The 16,449-nt window shown below is 71.9% G+C and carries 14 protein-coding genes; 9 read left to right on the top strand and 5 right to left on the bottom strand.

Translation table 11 applies throughout. The features are described from left to right. Positions 1-4: 4 nt before the first annotated feature. The 5 genes from HG542_RS03400 to HG542_RS03420 all read left to right on the top strand — a co-directional run bounded on the left by HG542_RS03400 (position 5) and on the right by HG542_RS03420 (position 7,055). Positions 5-1,912, top strand: coding sequence for a FixH family protein (locus HG542_RS03400; protein ID WP_171078501.1), 1,908 nt, complete (start codon positions 5-7; stop codon positions 1,910-1,912). Continuing rightward, on the top strand, positions 1,912-3,201 hold the full coding sequence (efeB, locus tag HG542_RS03405) for an iron uptake transporter deferrochelatase/peroxidase subunit (RefSeq protein ID WP_171078502.1): 1,290 nt from the start codon (positions 1,912-1,914) through the stop codon (positions 3,199-3,201). The genes HG542_RS03400 and efeB overlap by 1 nt, the downstream gene beginning before the upstream one ends. Before the next feature lie 191 nt (positions 3,202-3,392). Continuing rightward, positions 3,393-4,328 (top strand): prephenate dehydratase, encoded by a 936-nt coding sequence (gene pheA, locus HG542_RS03410; protein ID WP_171078503.1) that lies wholly within the window; start codon positions 3,393-3,395, stop codon positions 4,326-4,328. Between the two features lie 634 nt (positions 4,329-4,962). Further along, entirely contained in the window at positions 4,963-6,240 is a 1,278-nt protein-coding gene (gene serS, locus HG542_RS03415; RefSeq protein WP_171078504.1) for a serine--tRNA ligase, read from the top strand. After that, on the top strand, positions 6,237-7,055 hold the full coding sequence (locus HG542_RS03420; protein WP_171078505.1) for an HAD family hydrolase: 819 nt from the start codon (positions 6,237-6,239) through the stop codon (positions 7,053-7,055). Before serS ends, HG542_RS03420 begins: the two co-directional genes overlap by 4 nt. Here the strand turns inward: HG542_RS03420 and HG542_RS03425 are convergent. Continuing rightward, positions 6,997-7,737 (bottom strand): rhomboid-like protein, encoded by a 741-nt coding sequence (locus tag HG542_RS03425; RefSeq protein WP_229922653.1) that lies wholly within the window; start codon positions 7,735-7,737, stop codon positions 6,997-6,999. The two genes, HG542_RS03420 and HG542_RS03425, sit on opposite strands and share 59 nt — an antisense overlap. A gap of 117 nt (positions 7,738-7,854) precedes the next feature. Here HG542_RS03425 and HG542_RS03430 point away from each other — a divergent pair, with 117 nt between their 5' ends. Beyond that, complete coding sequence (locus tag HG542_RS03430; RefSeq protein ID WP_171078506.1) at positions 7,855-8,568, top strand: FadR/GntR family transcriptional regulator; 714 nt, start codon at positions 7,855-7,857, stop codon at positions 8,566-8,568. A 67-nt stretch (positions 8,569-8,635) separates the two neighbouring features. Beyond that, positions 8,636-9,913, top strand: coding sequence for a CynX/NimT family MFS transporter (locus HG542_RS03435; protein ID WP_171078507.1), 1,278 nt, complete (start codon positions 8,636-8,638; stop codon positions 9,911-9,913). Between the two features lie 58 nt (positions 9,914-9,971). Here the strand turns inward: HG542_RS03435 and HG542_RS03440 are convergent, their stop codons facing one another. From HG542_RS03440 to HG542_RS03455, 4 genes are read right to left on the bottom strand one after another with little or no spacing between them, the layout of a single operon-like run. Next, positions 9,972-10,691 carry an ABC transporter permease subunit gene (locus HG542_RS03440; RefSeq protein WP_171078508.1) on the bottom strand — a complete coding sequence of 240 codons (720 nt, stop codon included), beginning with the start codon at positions 10,689-10,691 and terminating at the stop codon, positions 9,972-9,974. Positions 10,692-10,704: 13 nt separating this feature from the next. Continuing rightward, a complete protein-coding gene (locus HG542_RS03445) occupies positions 10,705-11,616 on the bottom strand; it encodes an ABC transporter ATP-binding protein (RefSeq protein ID WP_171078509.1) in 912 nt (303 codons plus the stop codon). Then, positions 11,613-12,521, bottom strand: a complete 909-nt coding sequence (locus HG542_RS03450; protein ID WP_171078510.1) for an ABC transporter permease subunit — start codon at positions 12,519-12,521, stop codon at positions 11,613-11,615. Before HG542_RS03450 ends, HG542_RS03445 begins: the two co-directional genes overlap by 4 nt. After that, complete coding sequence (locus tag HG542_RS03455) at positions 12,511-13,518, bottom strand: ABC transporter ATP-binding protein (protein ID WP_171078707.1); 1,008 nt, start codon at positions 13,516-13,518, stop codon at positions 12,511-12,513. Before HG542_RS03455 ends, HG542_RS03450 begins: the two co-directional genes overlap by 11 nt. Positions 13,519-13,772: 254 nt before the next feature. On the opposite strand from HG542_RS03455, the gene HG542_RS03460 reads away from it, so the two are divergent. Continuing rightward, positions 13,773-14,648, top strand: a complete 876-nt coding sequence (locus tag HG542_RS03460; protein ID WP_171078511.1) for a M24 family metallopeptidase — start codon at positions 13,773-13,775, stop codon at positions 14,646-14,648. Further along, entirely contained in the window at positions 14,645-16,429 is a 1,785-nt protein-coding gene (locus HG542_RS03465) for an SDR family oxidoreductase (protein WP_171078512.1), read from the top strand. Before HG542_RS03460 ends, HG542_RS03465 begins: the two co-directional genes overlap by 4 nt. Positions 16,430-16,449 lie beyond the last annotated feature (20 nt).

The raw sequence follows: 16,449 nt of genomic DNA on the forward strand, positions 1-16,449 counted from the left end.
TGCGATGACGATCCAGGCCACCGCCGCCCGGCGCACCGTGACACTGCTGGGCACCCTGTTCGCCGCGCTGCTGTGCGCGCTGAGCCTGGGTGCGGGCACCGCGTCGGCGCATGCCGCGCTCGTCTCCACCGACCCGAAGGACGGGTCGGTGGTGCCCGTCGCACCGCAGCAGATCAAGCTCACCTTCTCCGAAGGCGTGCTGCTGAACGCCGACTCGCTGCGCGTCCTGGACCCTCAGGGCAAGCGCGTCGACGAGGGCAGGCCCGCACACCTGGACGGCAAGTCCGACACGGCGGCGGTGGCGGTACGGGCCGGGATCGCCGACGGCACGTACACGGTGGCCTGGCAGGCGGTTTCCGCGGACAGCCATCCGGTGGCCGGGGCGTTCACCTTCTCCGTCGGAGCACCGTCGAAGACGACGGTGACCACGCAGTCGGCGACCGCCGGCACCGACCCTGCGGTCGGCACGTTCTACGGCATCGGCCGGTACACCGCGTACGGCGGTTTCGTGCTGCTGGTCGGCGGCTGCGTGTTCGCCGGTGTGTGCCGTTCCTCGCGGTCTGTGCAGCGGGTCGCGGTGGGCGGCTGGATCGCGCTGTTCCTGTCCACCACGGTGCTGTTGCTGCTGCGCGGCGCGTACACGGGCGGCAAGGGGATGGGATCCGTCCTCGACCTGTCGCTGCTGGGCGACGCCCTGTCCACCAAGCCGGGCGCGGCACTGCTGTCCCGGCTGCTGCTGCTGAGCGCGGCGGCGGTGTTCCTGGCCGTGCTGTTCGGCACCTACGCCGACAGCGGTGCGCGGAACGGCTGTTCGGCGCAGGCGCTCGCCGAGCGGCGCGGTGTGGCCTACGGGCTGGCCGTCGGCGGCACGCTCGTCGCGGGCGGGCTGGCAGCGACGTGGGCGCTGGCCGAGCACGCGTCACAGGGGCTTCAGTCGTGGCTGGCGATGCCGGTCGACGTCGTGCACCTGCTGGGCGTCGCGGTGTGGCTGGGCGGTCTTGCCGCACTGCTGGCCTCTCTGTGGTCCGGTGAGCCGGTGCGGCGTGCGGGCGTGCAGCGCTTCTCCCGGCTGGCGTTCACGTCGGTCTGCGTGCTGGTGGCCACCGGGCTCTACCAGTCCTGGCGGCAGGTCGGTTCGTGGGACGCGCTGACGGGCACGGAGTACGGGCGCCGGCTGCTGGTCAAGGTCGGCCTGGTCGCCGTCATGGTGGCCGTCGCGTCCGTCTCGCGGCGGTGGACGGGCCGGCTGACGGACGAGCGGAGGGAGCCGAAGAAGGAGCCGAGGAAGGCTGCCGCCAAGGCGAAGGTGCCCGCTGCACAGTCCGGCGCCTCCCCCGAGCGCGCCGCACAGCTCGCCCGGCAGCAGGCCGCACTCGCCAGGGCGGCCGGAAGGCGGGAACGCGACGCGGACACCGGCCGCACCGGGCTGCGGCGCGCCGTGCTCGCCGAGGCCGCGGTCGCGGTCGTCCTGCTCGCCGTCACCACCGTGCTGACCGGCACCCAGCCCGGCCGGGCGGAGACCGAGCAGCGGCAGGCGGGCTCCGCCGGGAGCACCGCACCGGCCCCGGCGGGCCCGGCCGAGGTGACGATCCCCTACGACACAGGCGGCCCGAACGGCCGCGGCACCGCCGTGATCACCGTCGGCCCGGCACGCGCCGGCGCCAACACCGTCGACGTCACGCTGACCGACGCCTCGGGCAAGCCGGCCGACGTCCCGGAGCTGGACGTCTCGTTCACCGAGAAGGACAAGGCGATCGGCCCGCTGCGCACCACCCTGCAGCGGCAGTCCGCAGGCCGCTGGCAGGCCGCCGGCTTCCAGCTGCCGATGGCCGGTACGTGGCAACTCACCCTGACCGTACGGACCTCCGACATCGACCAGGTCACCGAGACCGGGAACGTGAAGATCAACTGATGGCAGACACGACAGACAAGGTCGAGCAGAAGAGCAAGACCGGTCAGACGAACATTGCACAGCCCGCTCTCTCGCGCCGACGCCTGCTCGGCACCGCGGGCGCCGTGGGCGCCGCCGGTCTCGTGGTCGGCGGCGCGGGCGGCGCGTTCGGGGCGGAGGCCCTGCGGGACGATGTCGCGCCGCTGTCCGGGGTCGGCACGGCCGCCCTGCCCTTCCACGGCACGCACCAGTCCGGCATCGCCGATCCGGCGCAGGCCCACGGCCATCTGGTGGCCTTCGACCTGGCACCCGGCGCCGACCGCAAGGCTGCTGCCGCACTGCTGCGCCGCTGGTCGGATACAGCAGCCGAACTGATGGCGGGCCGGGCGCCCAAGGGCGACGACACGGGCATCGCCCTGGACGCCGGGCCGTCGTCCCTGTCGGTCACCTTCGGCTTCGGACGCACCTTCTTCGACCGCACCGGCCTGACCGGGAAGCGGCCCGCCGCGCTGGAGCCCCTGCCGGCCTTCACGGCCGACGCGCTCGACCCCAAGCGCAGCGACGGCGACCTGTGGGTGCAGATAGGCGCGGACGACGGCCTCGTCGCCTTCCATGCCCTGCGGCTGCTGCAGAAGCAGGCGGACGGCACGGCACGGCTGCGCTGGCAGATGAACGGCTTCAACCGCACACCGGGCGCGACCGGCCGGCCGATGACCGCCCGCAACCTGATGGGCCAGGTGGACGGCACCAACAACCCCAAGACGTCGGACGGGGACTTCGCGGCCAAGGTGTTCGTCCCGGACGACCGCAAGGGCGCGGACGCCTGGATGGCGGGCGGCTCGTACGCGGTCGTCCGGCGCATCCGGATGCTCCTCGACAGCTGGGAGCAGCTGTCGCTGGACCGGCAGGAGAAGGTGATCGGCCGCCGCAAGTCGGACGGCGCACCGCTGTCCGGCGGCACCGAGACCACCCCGGTGGACCTGGACAAGCTGGGTCCGGACGGTTCGCTGGCCATTGCGGGGGACGCGCACATCCGGGTCGCCGCACCGGCCTCGAACCGGGGGGCGGCCATGCTGCGCCGCGCCTTCTCGTACCACGACGGCTTCCGCGACGACGGGGCACCGGATGCGGGCCTGCTGTTCGTCGCGTGGCAGGCGGACCCGCTCAAGGGGTTCGTGCCGGTGCAGCGGAAGCTGGACCGCGGCGACGGCCTGTCGCGCTTCCTGCGGCACGAGTCGAGTGCGCTGTTCGCGGTGCCGGGCGGCTGTGCGGAGGGGGAGTACGTGGGGCAGCGGCTGCTGGAGGGCTGAGGGCCGCGTGATCGCGCCCCAAAGGGGCGCGGGGCGTTTTTCCTGTGCGGCTCCGCCGCGTGGGCGCGAGCAACCACAACGAGCCCGCAGTTGACGCACTGCACCCGCGGAGGATCGGCGACGCCGCGGGGCGCCCACCCCCGATATCGTGACGAGGCCCATGGTGACCCCTCCGGAGGAGAGCCCGCGTGATGTCCGCCAGCAGCTACACCTACCTCGGCCCGGAAGGCACCTTTACCGAGGCGGCCCTCCGTACCCTCCCCGAGGCGGCCACCCGTGAGCTGGTCCCCATGCTCTCCGTCCCGGCGGCGCTGGACGCCGTCCGCAACGGCGAGGCCGCGGCAGCCCTCGTGCCGATCGAGAACTCCGTCGAGGGCGGCGTCACGGCGACCCTCGACGAACTCGCCACCGGCACACCGCTGATGATCTACCGGGAGGTGCTCCTCCCGATCGCCTTCGCCCTCCTCGTCCGCCCCGGCACCGCCCTCGGCGACATCAAGACGGTGACCGGCCACCCGGTCGCCCAGCCCCAGGTGCGCAACTGGCTGTCCGCCCATCTGCCGGACGCCGTGTGGGAGTCGGCCGCATCCAACGCGGACGGCGCCCGGCTGGTCCGCGAAGGCCGCTACGACGCCGCGTTCGCGGGCGAGTTCGCCGCGGCGACGTACGCACTCGAGCCGCTGGTCACCGACATCCACGACGCGCAGAACGCACAGACGCGCTTCGTCCTGGCGGGCCGCCCGGCGCGGCCGGCGGCGCGTACGGGCCTCGACCGCACGTCCGTGGTCGTCTGGCTGCGGGACGATCACCCGGGTGCCCTGATGGAGCTGCTGCAGGAGTTCGCCGTGCGCGGGGTGAACCTGATGCGCATCGAGTCCCGCCCCACGGGCGAGGGCATGGGCCGCTACTGCTTCTCGGTCGACTGCGAGGGGCACATCAGCGACCGCCGGGTGGGCGAGGCCCTGATGGGGCTGAAGCGGATCTGCCCGAAGGTGCGGTTCCTGGGGTCGTATCCGCGGGCGGGTGCGGCCCCGGACGGTATGCCGGAGCCGCGGTACGGCACGTCGGACGGCGACTTCGTGACGGCGGCCGAGTGGCTGGCGCGCTGCCAGGACGGCCGGGCCTGAGCGCGGCGGGGTGGACGAGCCGGGCGGACCTGCCGGGACGGGTTTCCCACAGGGTTACCCACAGACTTATCCACAGGCCGTTCTCGACCTGGGGATAAGTCGACAGAGCGGGGCGCGGACCGCCGCCGCGAAACGGTCAAGGTCGACAAATCTCTCTAGCCATCCGCGGGCTCGTCCACAGCCGACCGTCGGCCACCCCCGCACCACATGTCATCCGAAAAGCCTCGAACAACCCGTTGGAGTGGGTGAATACCACTCGAATGAGCAGCCGGAAGGGGTTTATCCGGGAAATGCCCTCTGAAGGGCGGAAGTAGCGGAACCCGAAGTTCCGACATCCACAGATTGAGCGCACAGCCTGTGGACAAAGAACCGGAAGCTGCCGCTCCTGTGGACAACAGAAGTGCTCAACTCCCGCCGTACGCAAGCGCTCTCGGCGTACGGAACGGCCACCGGCCCCTTTTCCGGCATTTCCCGGCGGCTTTCCGGCAACTCCCCGTCAGCTGCCCGTGAGAGTGACACGAGAACGATTCCCGGCGACGACTCTGCCTTTTCCTGTCACGCCAGAATGGTGCAAACCGCCACGAAAGGGAATATCGCGTCGAGGACACGCAGCCCGCAACGGTAGCCTGGAGGGGTGATTGACCTTCGCCTGCTTCGTGAGGACCCCGACCGAGTGCGCGCGTCCCAGCGTGCCCGTGGAGAGGACGTCGGCATCGTCGACGCGCTGCTCTCCGCCGACGAGCGGCGCAGGTCGTCCGGCGTCCGCTTCGACGAACTCCGCTCCGAGCAGAAGGCGCTCGGCAAGCTCATCCCCAAGGCGTCCGGCGACGAGAAGGCCGAGCTGCTGAAGAAGGCCGGCGAGCTGGCCGCCGCCGTCAAGGCGGCCGACGCCGAGCAGGACGAGGCCGCCGCCGAGACGCAGCGCCTGCTGCTCCAGGTCGGCAACCTCGTCCACCCGGACGTGCCGCGCGGCGGCGAGGACGACTTCGTCGTCCTGGAGACCGTCGGCACCCCGCGCGACTTCGCCGCCGAGGGCTTCGAGCCCAAGGACCACCTGGAGCTCGGCCAGACGCTCGGCGCGATCGACGTCGAGCGCGGGGCCAAGGTGTCCGGCTCGCGCTTCTACTACCTGACGGGCGTCGGCGCCCTGCTGGAGCTGGCCCTGGTCAACGCCGCCATCGGCCAGGCGACCGCCGCCGGCTTCACGCCGATGCTCACCCCCGCCCTGGTCAAGCCGCGCGCCATGGAAGGCACCGGCTTCCTCGGGCAGGCCGCGCAGGACGTCTACCACCTGGAGAAGGACGACTTCTACCTGGTCGGCACGTCCGAGGTCCCGCTCGCCGCGTACCACATGGACGAGATCGTCGAGGCGGACCGGCTGCCGCTGCGCTACGCGGGCTTCTCGCCCTGCTTCCGCCGCGAGGCCGGCACGTACGGCAAGGACACCCGGGGCATCTTCCGGGTCCACCAGTTCGACAAGGTCGAGATGTTCTCGTACGTCGCACCGGAGGACGCCGAGGCGGAGCACGCGCGCCTGCTGGAGTGGGAGAAGCAGTGGCTGACCAGCCTGGAGCTGCCGTTCCAGGTGATCGACACGGCCACCGGCGACCTCGGCGCCTCCGCCTCCCGCAAGTTCGACTGCGAGGCGTGGATCCCCACCCAGGGCAAGTACCGCGAGCTGACGTCCACCTCCAACTGCAACGAGTTCCAGGCCCGCCGCCTGTCGGTGCGCATGCGCGACGGCAAGAACGTCAAGCCGCTGGCCACGCTGAACGGCACGCTGTGCGCCGTTCCGCGCACCATCGTGGCCCTGCTGGAGAACCATCAGCAGGCCGACGGCTCGGTCCGCGTGCCCGAGGTGCTGCGCCCGTACCTGGGCGGCCGTGAGGTGCTGGAGCCCGTTACCAAGTGAGTGCACCCGCACCGGAAGGCCTGCCCTTCCGCTTGGTGGCGACCGACCTGGACGGCACGCTGCTGCGCACCGACGAGACGGTGTCGGAGCGCACCCGTGCCGCCCTCCGGCGGGTCAGTGAGGCCGGTGCCGCGCACATCGTGGTCACCGGCCGGCCGGTCGCCTGGACCCGGCACATCCTCGACGCCCTGGACTACCAGGGGATCGCGGTGTGTGGTCAGGGCGCGCAGGTCTACCACGCAGGCGAGCACCGGCTGCTGACGTCCGTGACGCTGGACCGGCAGCTCGCCGCCATCGCCCTCGCCAAGATCGAGGCGGAGGCCGGTCCGCTGTTCCTCGCCGCCAGCCGTGACGGCCTGGACGGCGACCTGCTGGTCGGCCCCGGCTACAGCATCCAGGAGGGCCCGGTCGCGGCCGTCCCGATCACCGAGCCGGGCGAGCTGTGGACGGCCCCGCTCAACAAGCTCTACCTCCAGCACCCGGAGCTCGGCGACGACGCCCTGGCGGACGTCGCGCGCCGGGTGGCGGGCGGGCTGGTGGATGTGACGATGGCGGGCGCCGGCATCGTCGAGCTGCTGCCGCTGGGCCTGAGCAAGGCGACGGGCCTCTCGCTGGCCGCGCGCCGGCTGGGCGTGAAGGCCGCCGACACCATCGCCTTCGGCGACATGCCGAACGACATCCCGATGTTCGGCTGGGCCTCCTGCGGCGTCGCCATGGCCAACGCGCACCCCGAACTCAAGGCCGTGGCCGACGAGATCACCGTGTCGAACGACGAGGACGGGATCGCGGTCGTTCTGGAGCGTCTTTTCGCCTGAAGGGTCTGAGCGCCCTGTCGATGACAGGGACTTCGGTCAGCCGGCCGAAGTCCCAGGTCGGGCAGTCGCGTGTGAGCGGCCAGCAGGCCAGACCCAGCGCCACGGAGATGGCGTGCCCGATGTCCGTGAAGGTGCCTCCGGTCGCCAGCGGCAGCGCGAAGAAGAGCAGCACTCCGGCGAGGTACGGCCAGCGCCAGGGCCGTGGCACGCGGTAGGCGAGGATGCCCGCGGCGGCGGCCAGTCCGTACGAGACCCCTATGTCGACCACGTGCTTCATCGCGCGGGGGGCGGAATGGTGCTGGATGGCCAGCAGCAGCACCTCCTGGCTGATGAGAGTGGCCGCCACGTGGGCCACGGCGACCGTGACGAGCCAGCGCAGGGTGCCGATCCAGCGTTCGACGTTGGCATGGAAGATCTCGAACAGCACGGCGTAGAGCAGGAACGAGGACGGCTGCTCGATCCAGAAGCCGCTGATGAGCAGTGACTGCAGCGGATGCTTGTTGAGCTCGTGGATGTTGCTGCTGTTGCGGTGCAGGAGGAAGGCCGAGAGCCCCTCGCTGGCCGAGGCGATCACCAGGCTGGTGACGCCGATGATCAGCAGCCAGATGTGGGTACCGGGCGAGGAGCGCACCCAGGCGCCCACCTCGGTCCGGAGCGTCGACCACAGCCTCGCCGCGTCCACCGTTCGACGGTAGCCCGGACGGCTCTGCGGCGCCCGGGAAAGGAGTTGTAGGATGACTGGGCAATAGGTTGACCCGGCAGGCCCCTGTGCGGCCGCCCGCCAGCATCCGGAGAACACATGGCCCTGCGAGCCGCGGGACGGCAGTCCCTCGTGGACACCGTCGTGGAACAGCTGCGTGCGCAGGTCGCCGCGGGCGAGTGGAAGGTCGGCGAGCGCATCCCCACCGAGCACGCGCTCGCCGAGCAGCTGCAGGTCGGGCGGAACACCGTCCGCGAGGCCGTGCGCGTCCTGGTGCACGCCGGGATGCTGCGGTCGCGCCAGGGCGAGGGCACCTTCGTCGTCTCCACCGCCGACCCCGCCGAGATCATGCGCGGAGTGCAGCGCGCCGGGGTGCGCGACGTCCTGGAGCTGCGGATCGCCCTGGAGGCCGAGGCGGCCCGGCTGGCGGCCCTGCGGCACGAGCCGGCCGACCTGGAGCGGATGCGGGCCGCGCTGGACGCGCAGCGGGCCTTCGAGGACCCCGAGGGCCAGCCCGACTCCGGGAGCCTCGAGCTGTACGCCGACCACGACGTCGAGTTCCACCGGGCCGTCGTGGAGGCCGCGCACAACCCCGCGCTCACCGCGACCTACGCCTGGTTCAGCAGCTCCGTCCGGGAAGCACTGGTCACCGCGCTCGGCGACCGGGACATGCCGCGCATCATCCACGGCGACCACCAGGCCCTGATGGAGGCCATCGCCTCCGGCGATCCCGACACGGCCGCCCGTGCCGCGCGCACCCTCCTCGAACGCCCCAAGCAGGCCGTCGAATCGCTGCTCGACGCCGAGGACTGACCGAGGACCGGTCGGCACGCAGCGCGGTCCGCACACAACCCCCAGCACCCCCCACGGAGGCACCCTCATGTCGGAGACGAGGACCGACCAGACCGGCATACCGCTGATCGACGCGGAGGAGGACTTCGCACCCACCCCCGCGGTCGCGGCGGCGCGGCGCAGCCTGATCGCCCACCCCGCCTTCCTGCTGCTCGGCATCGTCCTCGCCTCGCTCAACATGCGGGCCGCGCTCGCCGGGGTCTCGCCGCTGATGGGCGAGATCGGCGACCACTTCCACCTGGGCGCCGCAACGAGCAGCCTGGTCACCACCATTCCGCTGGCCTTCATGGGCCTCGGCTCGATCGTGGCGCCCCGGCTCGCCCGCCGCTGGGGCACGGAGGCGGCGCTGTGCGGCGCGCTCGTGCTGCTGGCCGGGGGCATCCTGCTGCGCGTCGCGCCGCCGGTCGCCGCGCTGTTCGTGGGCTGCGCCCTCGTCGGCACCGCGATCGCCCTGCTCAACGTGCTGATGCCGGGGCTGGTCAAGCGGGACTTCCCGGACCGGGCGGCCGGCATGACCGCGCTCTACTCGACCACGCTGATCCTGGGCGCCACGGGCTCGGCCGCCTCCGCCGTGCCGCTGGAGAACGCCCTCGGCGGCTGGCAGGGCTCGCTGGCCTCCTGGTCCCTGCTCGCGCTGATCGCGACGGCCGTCTGGGTCCCGCAGGCGGTCGCGGCCCGCCGGGGCACCCCGCACGGCGCCGCGGCGGCCGTGGCCAAGCACGCGGCGGGCGACGGCCCGAAGCTCTCGCGTTCACCGCTCGCCTGGCAGGTCACCCTGCTGATGGGCACGCAGTCGCTGATCGCGTACGTCTGCATCGCCTGGATGCCGACGGTCTTCACCGACCATGGCATGAGCAAGGGCGAGGCGGGCATGGTCTACGCCTTCTACACCCTGGTGCAGATGGCCGGTTCGTTCGTCGTGCCGATGCTCGCCGGGCGGATGCGGGACCAGCGGGTGCTGGCGGTCGCCGTCGTGGCCGTCATGACGGCCGGTGTGACGGGCCTGTTGATCGCCCCGGTCGCGGGGGCGTGGGTCTGGGCGACGCTGATGGGTGTTGCGCAGGGCGGCATGCTGGGGCTCGCCCTGACGCTCATGGTGCTGCGCACGCGTGACGCGCACACGGCCGCCAGGCTGTCCGGCATGGCACAGACCGGTGGCTATCTCCTCGCCTCTGTCGGCCCGTTCGCCATCGGTGCCGTCCACCAGGTGACCGGTGACTGGACGTTGCCGATCGCTCTGTTGCTGGTCGCCTGTGCGGCGCTGGTGTTCCTCGGGCTGGGCGCCGGGCGCGACCGGAAGATCTGACCTGCCGGTTGAACGTGAACGAGGGGGGCCTGCACGCAGCAGGCCCCCCTCGTTCACGTCACTCCTCCCCGGCGAGGGTGAGCGAGCGCAGCTTGGTCACGGCGAACCACGTGGCCGCCGCCGTGACTCCGGCGAGCAGCACCAGCGCCGTGGGCAGGCCCACGTCCGATGTGATGGTCCCGTCCGCGCCGATCTTCTGGGCCAGTGCCAGTGCCCACTGCTGCACGCTCAGCGTGCGTGCACCCGGCACGAGGTTGCCGAAGAGCGACTCCCAGACGAGCGCGTAGACGAGGCCCGCGACGACCGCGTGCCGGGTCACCGTGCCCAGCAGCAGGAAGATCGCGCTGTATGCCACGGATGCGACCGCGGCGGCCACCGCGTAGGCGACTGCGATCTGCTGGCTGTTGCCGTTGAGCAGGAAGCCCGCGATCAGCGTGGGGATCGCCGAGAAGGTCACCGTGACCCCGATGGCCACGATCAGCTTGGTGATGGTGATCGTCGACCGCTTCAGGGGCTTGGCCAGCAGATAGACCACCGACCCGTCGTCGATCTCCGGGCCGATGGCGCCCGTTCCGGCGATGACGCCGATCAGCGGCACCATGGTGGCGAGCGCGAAGCCGCCCAGGACGTTGACGGCGGTCTGGTCGTCCGCACCCGTCAGAGCACGCACGAGGGCCGACAGGACGATCAGCAGCGCGGGCAGCGCGAAGAGGATCAGGGCGCGGCGGCGGCCGAGGAGGGCCCGGTAAGTGAGCCGGGCGACAGTGCTGTTGAACACGGGGTGGCTCCTTTCAGGCCGCGACGAGGTAGGAGAAGACCGATTCGAGCGACTCGTCGGACGGTGAAACCGTCAGCAGCCGGATGCCGTGCTCGCGGGCGACGCGCGGCAGGAGCTCGGTGAAGCGGCCGAAGTCGACGGCCTGGATACGCAACGCGCCTTCCTTGACGTCCACTTCGATGCCCGCGGTCGACGGGTCGGCGATGAGCGCCGCGGCGAGGGCGCGGTCGTCGCTGGAGCGTACGACGTAGCGGTGCGGCCGGTCGGTCATCAGCCGGCGGATCTTGCGGAAGTCGCCCGAGGCGGCGTGCCGTCCGGCGACGACCACCTCGATGTGGGCGGCGAGCTGTTCGACCTCTTCGAGGATGTGGGAGGAGAACAGCACGGTGCGTCCCTCGGCCCCCATCGCGCGCAGCAGGTCCATCAGTTGCATGCGCTGCCGCGGGTCCATACCGTTGAACGGCTCGTCGAGCAGCAGGACGGACGGCTGGTGCACCAGCGCGGAGGCCATCTTCACGCGCTGCCGCATGCCCTTGCTGTACGTGGAGATCTTGCGGTCCTGTGCGTACTCCATCTCGACCGTGGCGAGCGCCCGTTGGGCCTCGGCCGCACCCAGGCCGTGCAGCTCGGCGTTGGCCCGGACGAACTCCCGGCCGGTCAGGAAGTCGTACATCGCCTCGCGCTCGGGGACGATGCCGATGTGCCGGTAGATCTGCTCGTTGCGCCAGACGGTCTGACCGTCCAGGGTGACCGTTCCGGTGGAGGGGGCGAGGAAGCCGCCCATCATGTTGATGAGGGTCGACTTTCCGGCGCCGTTGGGGCCGAGCAGTCCGGTGACGCCGGGGCCGATCGTCATGGAGACGTCGTTGACGGCGACCACGTTGCCGAACCAGCGCGAGACGTTGTCGATGTGGAGGGTTGTCACAGCCCCGCCTTCCGGTAGCGGGCGGTCAGCAGGCCGTAGGAACCCGCCACGGCGGCGAGGAGGACGAGGAGGTAGACCACTCCGGCACCGGTGCCCGGGCCGTGGCCGCCGGGGAAGGAGGTGGTGGCGGAGAGGAACGCCGTCTGCACGCCGTCGATCAGGGTGATCGGTGAGAAGAGTCCGAGCCAGCTGATGATCTGGGTGTTGTCGGTGTTGAGCGCGATGCCCTGGATGGTGCCGACCGCGCCGTAGGAGATGGTCAGCACGGCGATGACGGCGGCGACGCCGAAGCCGCGGCGCGGGGTGAGCGCGGCGACCACCAGGCCGAGGCCGGCGAAGAGGAGGGAGAGCAGGGCCACGGAGACCAGTCCTTGCGCGAAGCCCTTCGTCTGGTCGACGAAGTCGAGTTTGGCGAGCAGGGCGCCCGCGTAGAGGGTCACGAGGGGCGCGGCGGTGAGGACGAACAGGGCGGTGGTCATGGCGGCGAACTTGGCCACCACGTAGTCGACGCGCTCGATCGGCCGGGAGAAGTACAGCGGCACGGTCTTGAACCGGAGGTCCCGGGAGACCGACTGCGGTGCCTGGGCGGCGAGGAACAGGCCGATGACCGCCTGGAGGTAGATCGCGTAGCGCGTGTACTCCAGCGGCAGGTGGTTCATCTTCGTGAAGACGGCGACGGCCACGACGATCGCGGCGGGCACGCACATCACGGCGAACAGCAGCATCGGCAGGATCTTGGACTTCGCCGAGCGCCCGAGGCCGTAGGCGCCGCGCAGGCTCTGGGAGTAGAGCGAGCGGCGGGCGTAGGCACGGCCGAGGCGGGCGCCGCCGTAGCTGCGGTAGCCGATGTTGTGAATGACGTCCGGTGCGGGGTGCACGGGTGCGGCTGTGGTCTCAGGCGGCATCGGTGCTGCCCCTCTCCTGCGGGGCGGCGCCCCAGGCGTGCGTCTGCTGTGGCTGCTCGTCGGTCCGGAAGACCTCGGCGATGCGGTGCCGGCGCTGTTCCATGCGGACCAGGCCGAGGCCGAGTCCGGCGACGGCGTCGCGCACGGTGTCGTACGTCTCCTCGCCCGCGACGTCGACGAGCAGGACGTGGCCGGGGCCGGCGGCGGCGTACTCGCCGGTGCCGCCGGCCGGCTGGACCGTCAGCCCCGCGGCGGCCAGGGCGGCGGCCAGCGCGCCCGTGCCGTCGGGGACGGCGTCGGAGTCGGTGACCTCGACGGCGAGCGAGCCGGAGTCGCGGGTGAAGTCGCTGGTGGAGGAGGAGCGCAGCAGCGTGCCACCGTCGATGACGACGACGTGGTCGCAGGTGCGCTCCAGTTCGCCGAGCAGGTGGGAGGTGACCAGCACCGAGATGCCGAAGTCGGTGTGGACGCGCCGGATGAGGCCCAGCATGTCGTCCCGTCCGACCGGGTCGAGGCCGTTGGTTGGCTCGTCCAGCAGGACCAGCTTCGGGTCGTGGACGAGCGCCTGGGCCAGCTTGACCCGCTGCTTCATGCCCGTCGAGTAGCCGCCCATGGGGCGGTACCGCTCCTCGTACAGGCCCACGTGGCGCAGGGTGTCGGCCGTGCGCTCGCGGGCCGCGGTGGGCGGCAGACCGGACATGCGGGCCATGTGGACGACGAACTCGGTGGCCGAGACGTCGGGCGGCAGGCAGTCGTGCTCGGGCATGTAGCCGACCTGTTCGCGGATCTCCGCGCCCCGGGTGGCGACATCGAGGCCGAGCACCTCGGCGCGGCCCTCGGTGGCCGGGGAGAGGCCCAGCAGAATCTTGATCAGCGTTGACTTGCCGGCTCCGTTCGCCCCCACCAGTCCGGTCACTCCCGGACCGATGTCGACGGAGAGCCGGTCAAGGGCGGTCACCCGGGGGAACCGCTTGCTGAGGCTTTCGGTGGCGATCACAGTCACCCTTCGACGGTAGTGGGGCGAGCCACAGCCGTCGTCAGACCTGACGGTGGGATGCGTGTAGTCCTCGGGTCTGACACGACCCCGGGAACGGGGCTGAAAGGAGGGGGCGCATCCCGAGGGGCCGGTGCGCCGAGGTTTTCCACAGGGGCGTCCGGGGGTCTTGACGCAGCCGTCGGACATTGTCACATTCATCAGTGTCAACTTGCGGACGTGGCTTCGGGGTTCGCCCGGGAGAACGGAGAGTGGGCATGGCGGCTGTGGTGGGAGCGCCCGGGAGCCCCCGGGCGCGGACCGGGCCGGGCGCGGGGGAGCTCGGCGGCTTCCGGGAGGTGCAGCGCCTGGCGTATGCGTGCGCGGAGGAGGTCGCCGCGCAGCTCCGGCCGGGCGTGACCGAGCGCGAGGCGGCCCGGATGCAGCGCGAATGGCTGCGCCGGCGCGGCGTGCGGGACTGGTTCCATCTGCCGTTCGCCTGGTTCGGCGACCGCACGGCCTTCGCCGGCTTCCGGGTGCCGCTGCAGTTCTTCCCGACCGGGCGGCGGCTGGAGCCGGGGATGCCGTTCATCCTCGACATGGCGCCGGTGCACCGGGGCTTCACGGCCGACATCGGCTACTCGGGCTGCCTCGGCCCGAATCCCCTGCACGACCGGCTCATGGCCGACCTCGGTGCGCACCGCGAGCTGATCCTGCGCGAGGTGCGCGAGCGCAGGACGCTGCGCGAGATCTACGCGGACGTGGACCGCCTCATGGCCCGCCAGGGCCACGCCAACCGGCACCGCGCCTATCCCTTCGGGGTGATCGCGCACAAGGTGGACCGGGTGCGCGAGCGCCGCTGGTCGCCGCATGTCTTCGGGTTCGGCACGCAGTCGCTCAAGGGCCTGGCCTCCGATGCGCTGCACGGCCACCGCGAGGGCTGGTCGCCGCTGTGGAGCCCGTACCGCTTCTCGGACCATCCGCCGCAGCCGGGCCTGTGGGCGGTGGAACCGCATCTCGGCTTCCGGGGCACGGGCGCGAAGTTCGAGGAGCTCCTGGTGGTCACGGACTCCCGGGATCCGCAGGAGAGCGCGTTCTGGCTGGACGACGATCTGCCGCATGTGCGGCGCGGGCAGGAGGGAAGAGCCGCATGAACCGGGGCCTGGCAGGAGCGCGCGAGCGCCGGGTGCGCACGGGCGGGATCGAGCTGTGCGTCGCGGAGCTGGGCGATGCGGCACAGCCGACCGTGGTGCTGGTGCACGGATATCCGGACAGCAAGGAGGTGTGGGAGGAGGTCGCGCTGCGCCTCCAGGACCGCTTCCACGTGGTGCTCTACGACGTGCGCGGCTGTGGCCGCTCGACGGCCCCGCAGCCCCTGCGCGGGGGCTTCACCCTGGAGAAGCTGACGGACGACTTCCTGGCCGTGGCGGACGCGGTGAGCCCGGACGCCCCGGTGCACCTGGTCGGGCACGACTGGGGATCGGTGCAGGGCTGGGAGTTCGCCACCGTCGCCCGCACCGAGGGCCGCATCGCCTCCTTCACCTCCGTCTCGGGCCCCTCCCTCGACCACTTCGGGCACTGGCTGAACCGGCGCATCTCCCGGCCCACCCCGCGCCGGGCCGCCCAGCTGCTCGGCCAGGGCGCCCGCTCCTGGTACGTCTACGCGCTGCACACCCCCCGCCTGCCGGAGGCGGCCTGGCGCGGGCCGCTCGGCGCCCGCTGGCCGCGCATCCTGGAGCGCCTGGAGCGGCTCCCCGCCGACGGCTATCCCACGGCCTCCCTGCCCTCCGATGCCGCGCACGGCGCCTGGCTGTACCGGGACAACGTGCGCTCCAGGCTGCGCCGCCCACGCCCCGACGCGTACGCCCACGTCCCGGTCCAGCTGATCGTCCCCACCGGCGACCGCTATCTCTCGCAGCACCTCTACGACGACCTGGAGCAGTGGGCCCCGCAACTGGTGCGGCACACCCTGGAGGGGCAGCACTGGGTGCCGCGCACCAGGCCGGACCAACTGGCCGCATGGATCGCCGAGTTCATCACGTCCCAGGAGAGCCGCGCGGACGGGGCCGGCGCACCGGCGGCGCGCACGCCGGCCGCGAAGGGGCCGTACGCGGAGCGCTTCGGCGGACGTCTGGTGCTGGTGACGGGCGCGGCCGGAGGGATCGGACGGGCCACGGCCTTCGCCTTCGCGGAAGCGGGCGCCCGGGTCGTCGCGGTCGACCGCGACGCCGAAGGGGCCTCCCGCACAGCCGAGTTGGCCCGGCTGATCGGAGCGCCCGCAGCGTGGGGCGAGTGCGCCGACGTCGCGGACGAGCAGGCGATGGAGAAACTGGCCGCCAAGGTCGCCGCGGAATACGGCGTGGTGGACGTGCTCGTCAACAACGCCGGCATAGGGCTCTCCGGGACGTTCATGGACACCTCGGCCGAGGACTGGCGCCGGGTCCTGGACGTCAACCTGTGGGGCGTCATCCACGGCTGCCGGACCTTCGGCCGCCAGATGGCCGAGCGCGGCCAGGGCGGCCACATCGTCAACACCGCCTCCGCCGCGGCCTTCCAGCCGTCCCGGGCCCTCGCCGCCTACAGCACCTCCAAGGCGGCGGTGCTGATGCTCAGCGAGTGCCTGCGCGCCGAACTGGCCGGGCAGGGCATCGGGGTCTCCGCGATCTGCCCGGGCATCGTCAACACCGGCATCACCACCGCCGCCCGGTTCACCGGGGTCTCCGAGGAGGAGCAGCAGCGCCGGCGCGCCCGCACGGCCAAGCTGTACGGCCTGCGCAATTACCCGCCGGAGAAAGTGGCCGACGCCGTCCTGCAGGCCGTGCTCCACGACCGGGCCGTGGTGCCCGTGACCCCCGAGGCGCACGGACTGCGCTTCCTGTCCCGCTTCACCCCGCGGGTGCGCCGTGCACTCGCCCGCATCGAGCCGAAGCTGTAGAGGCAGAACGAGGCAGAACG

This window comes from Streptomyces morookaense, assembly GCF_013030945.1.
GTDB lineage: Bacteria > Actinomycetota > Actinomycetes > Streptomycetales > Streptomycetaceae > Streptomyces > Streptomyces morookaensis.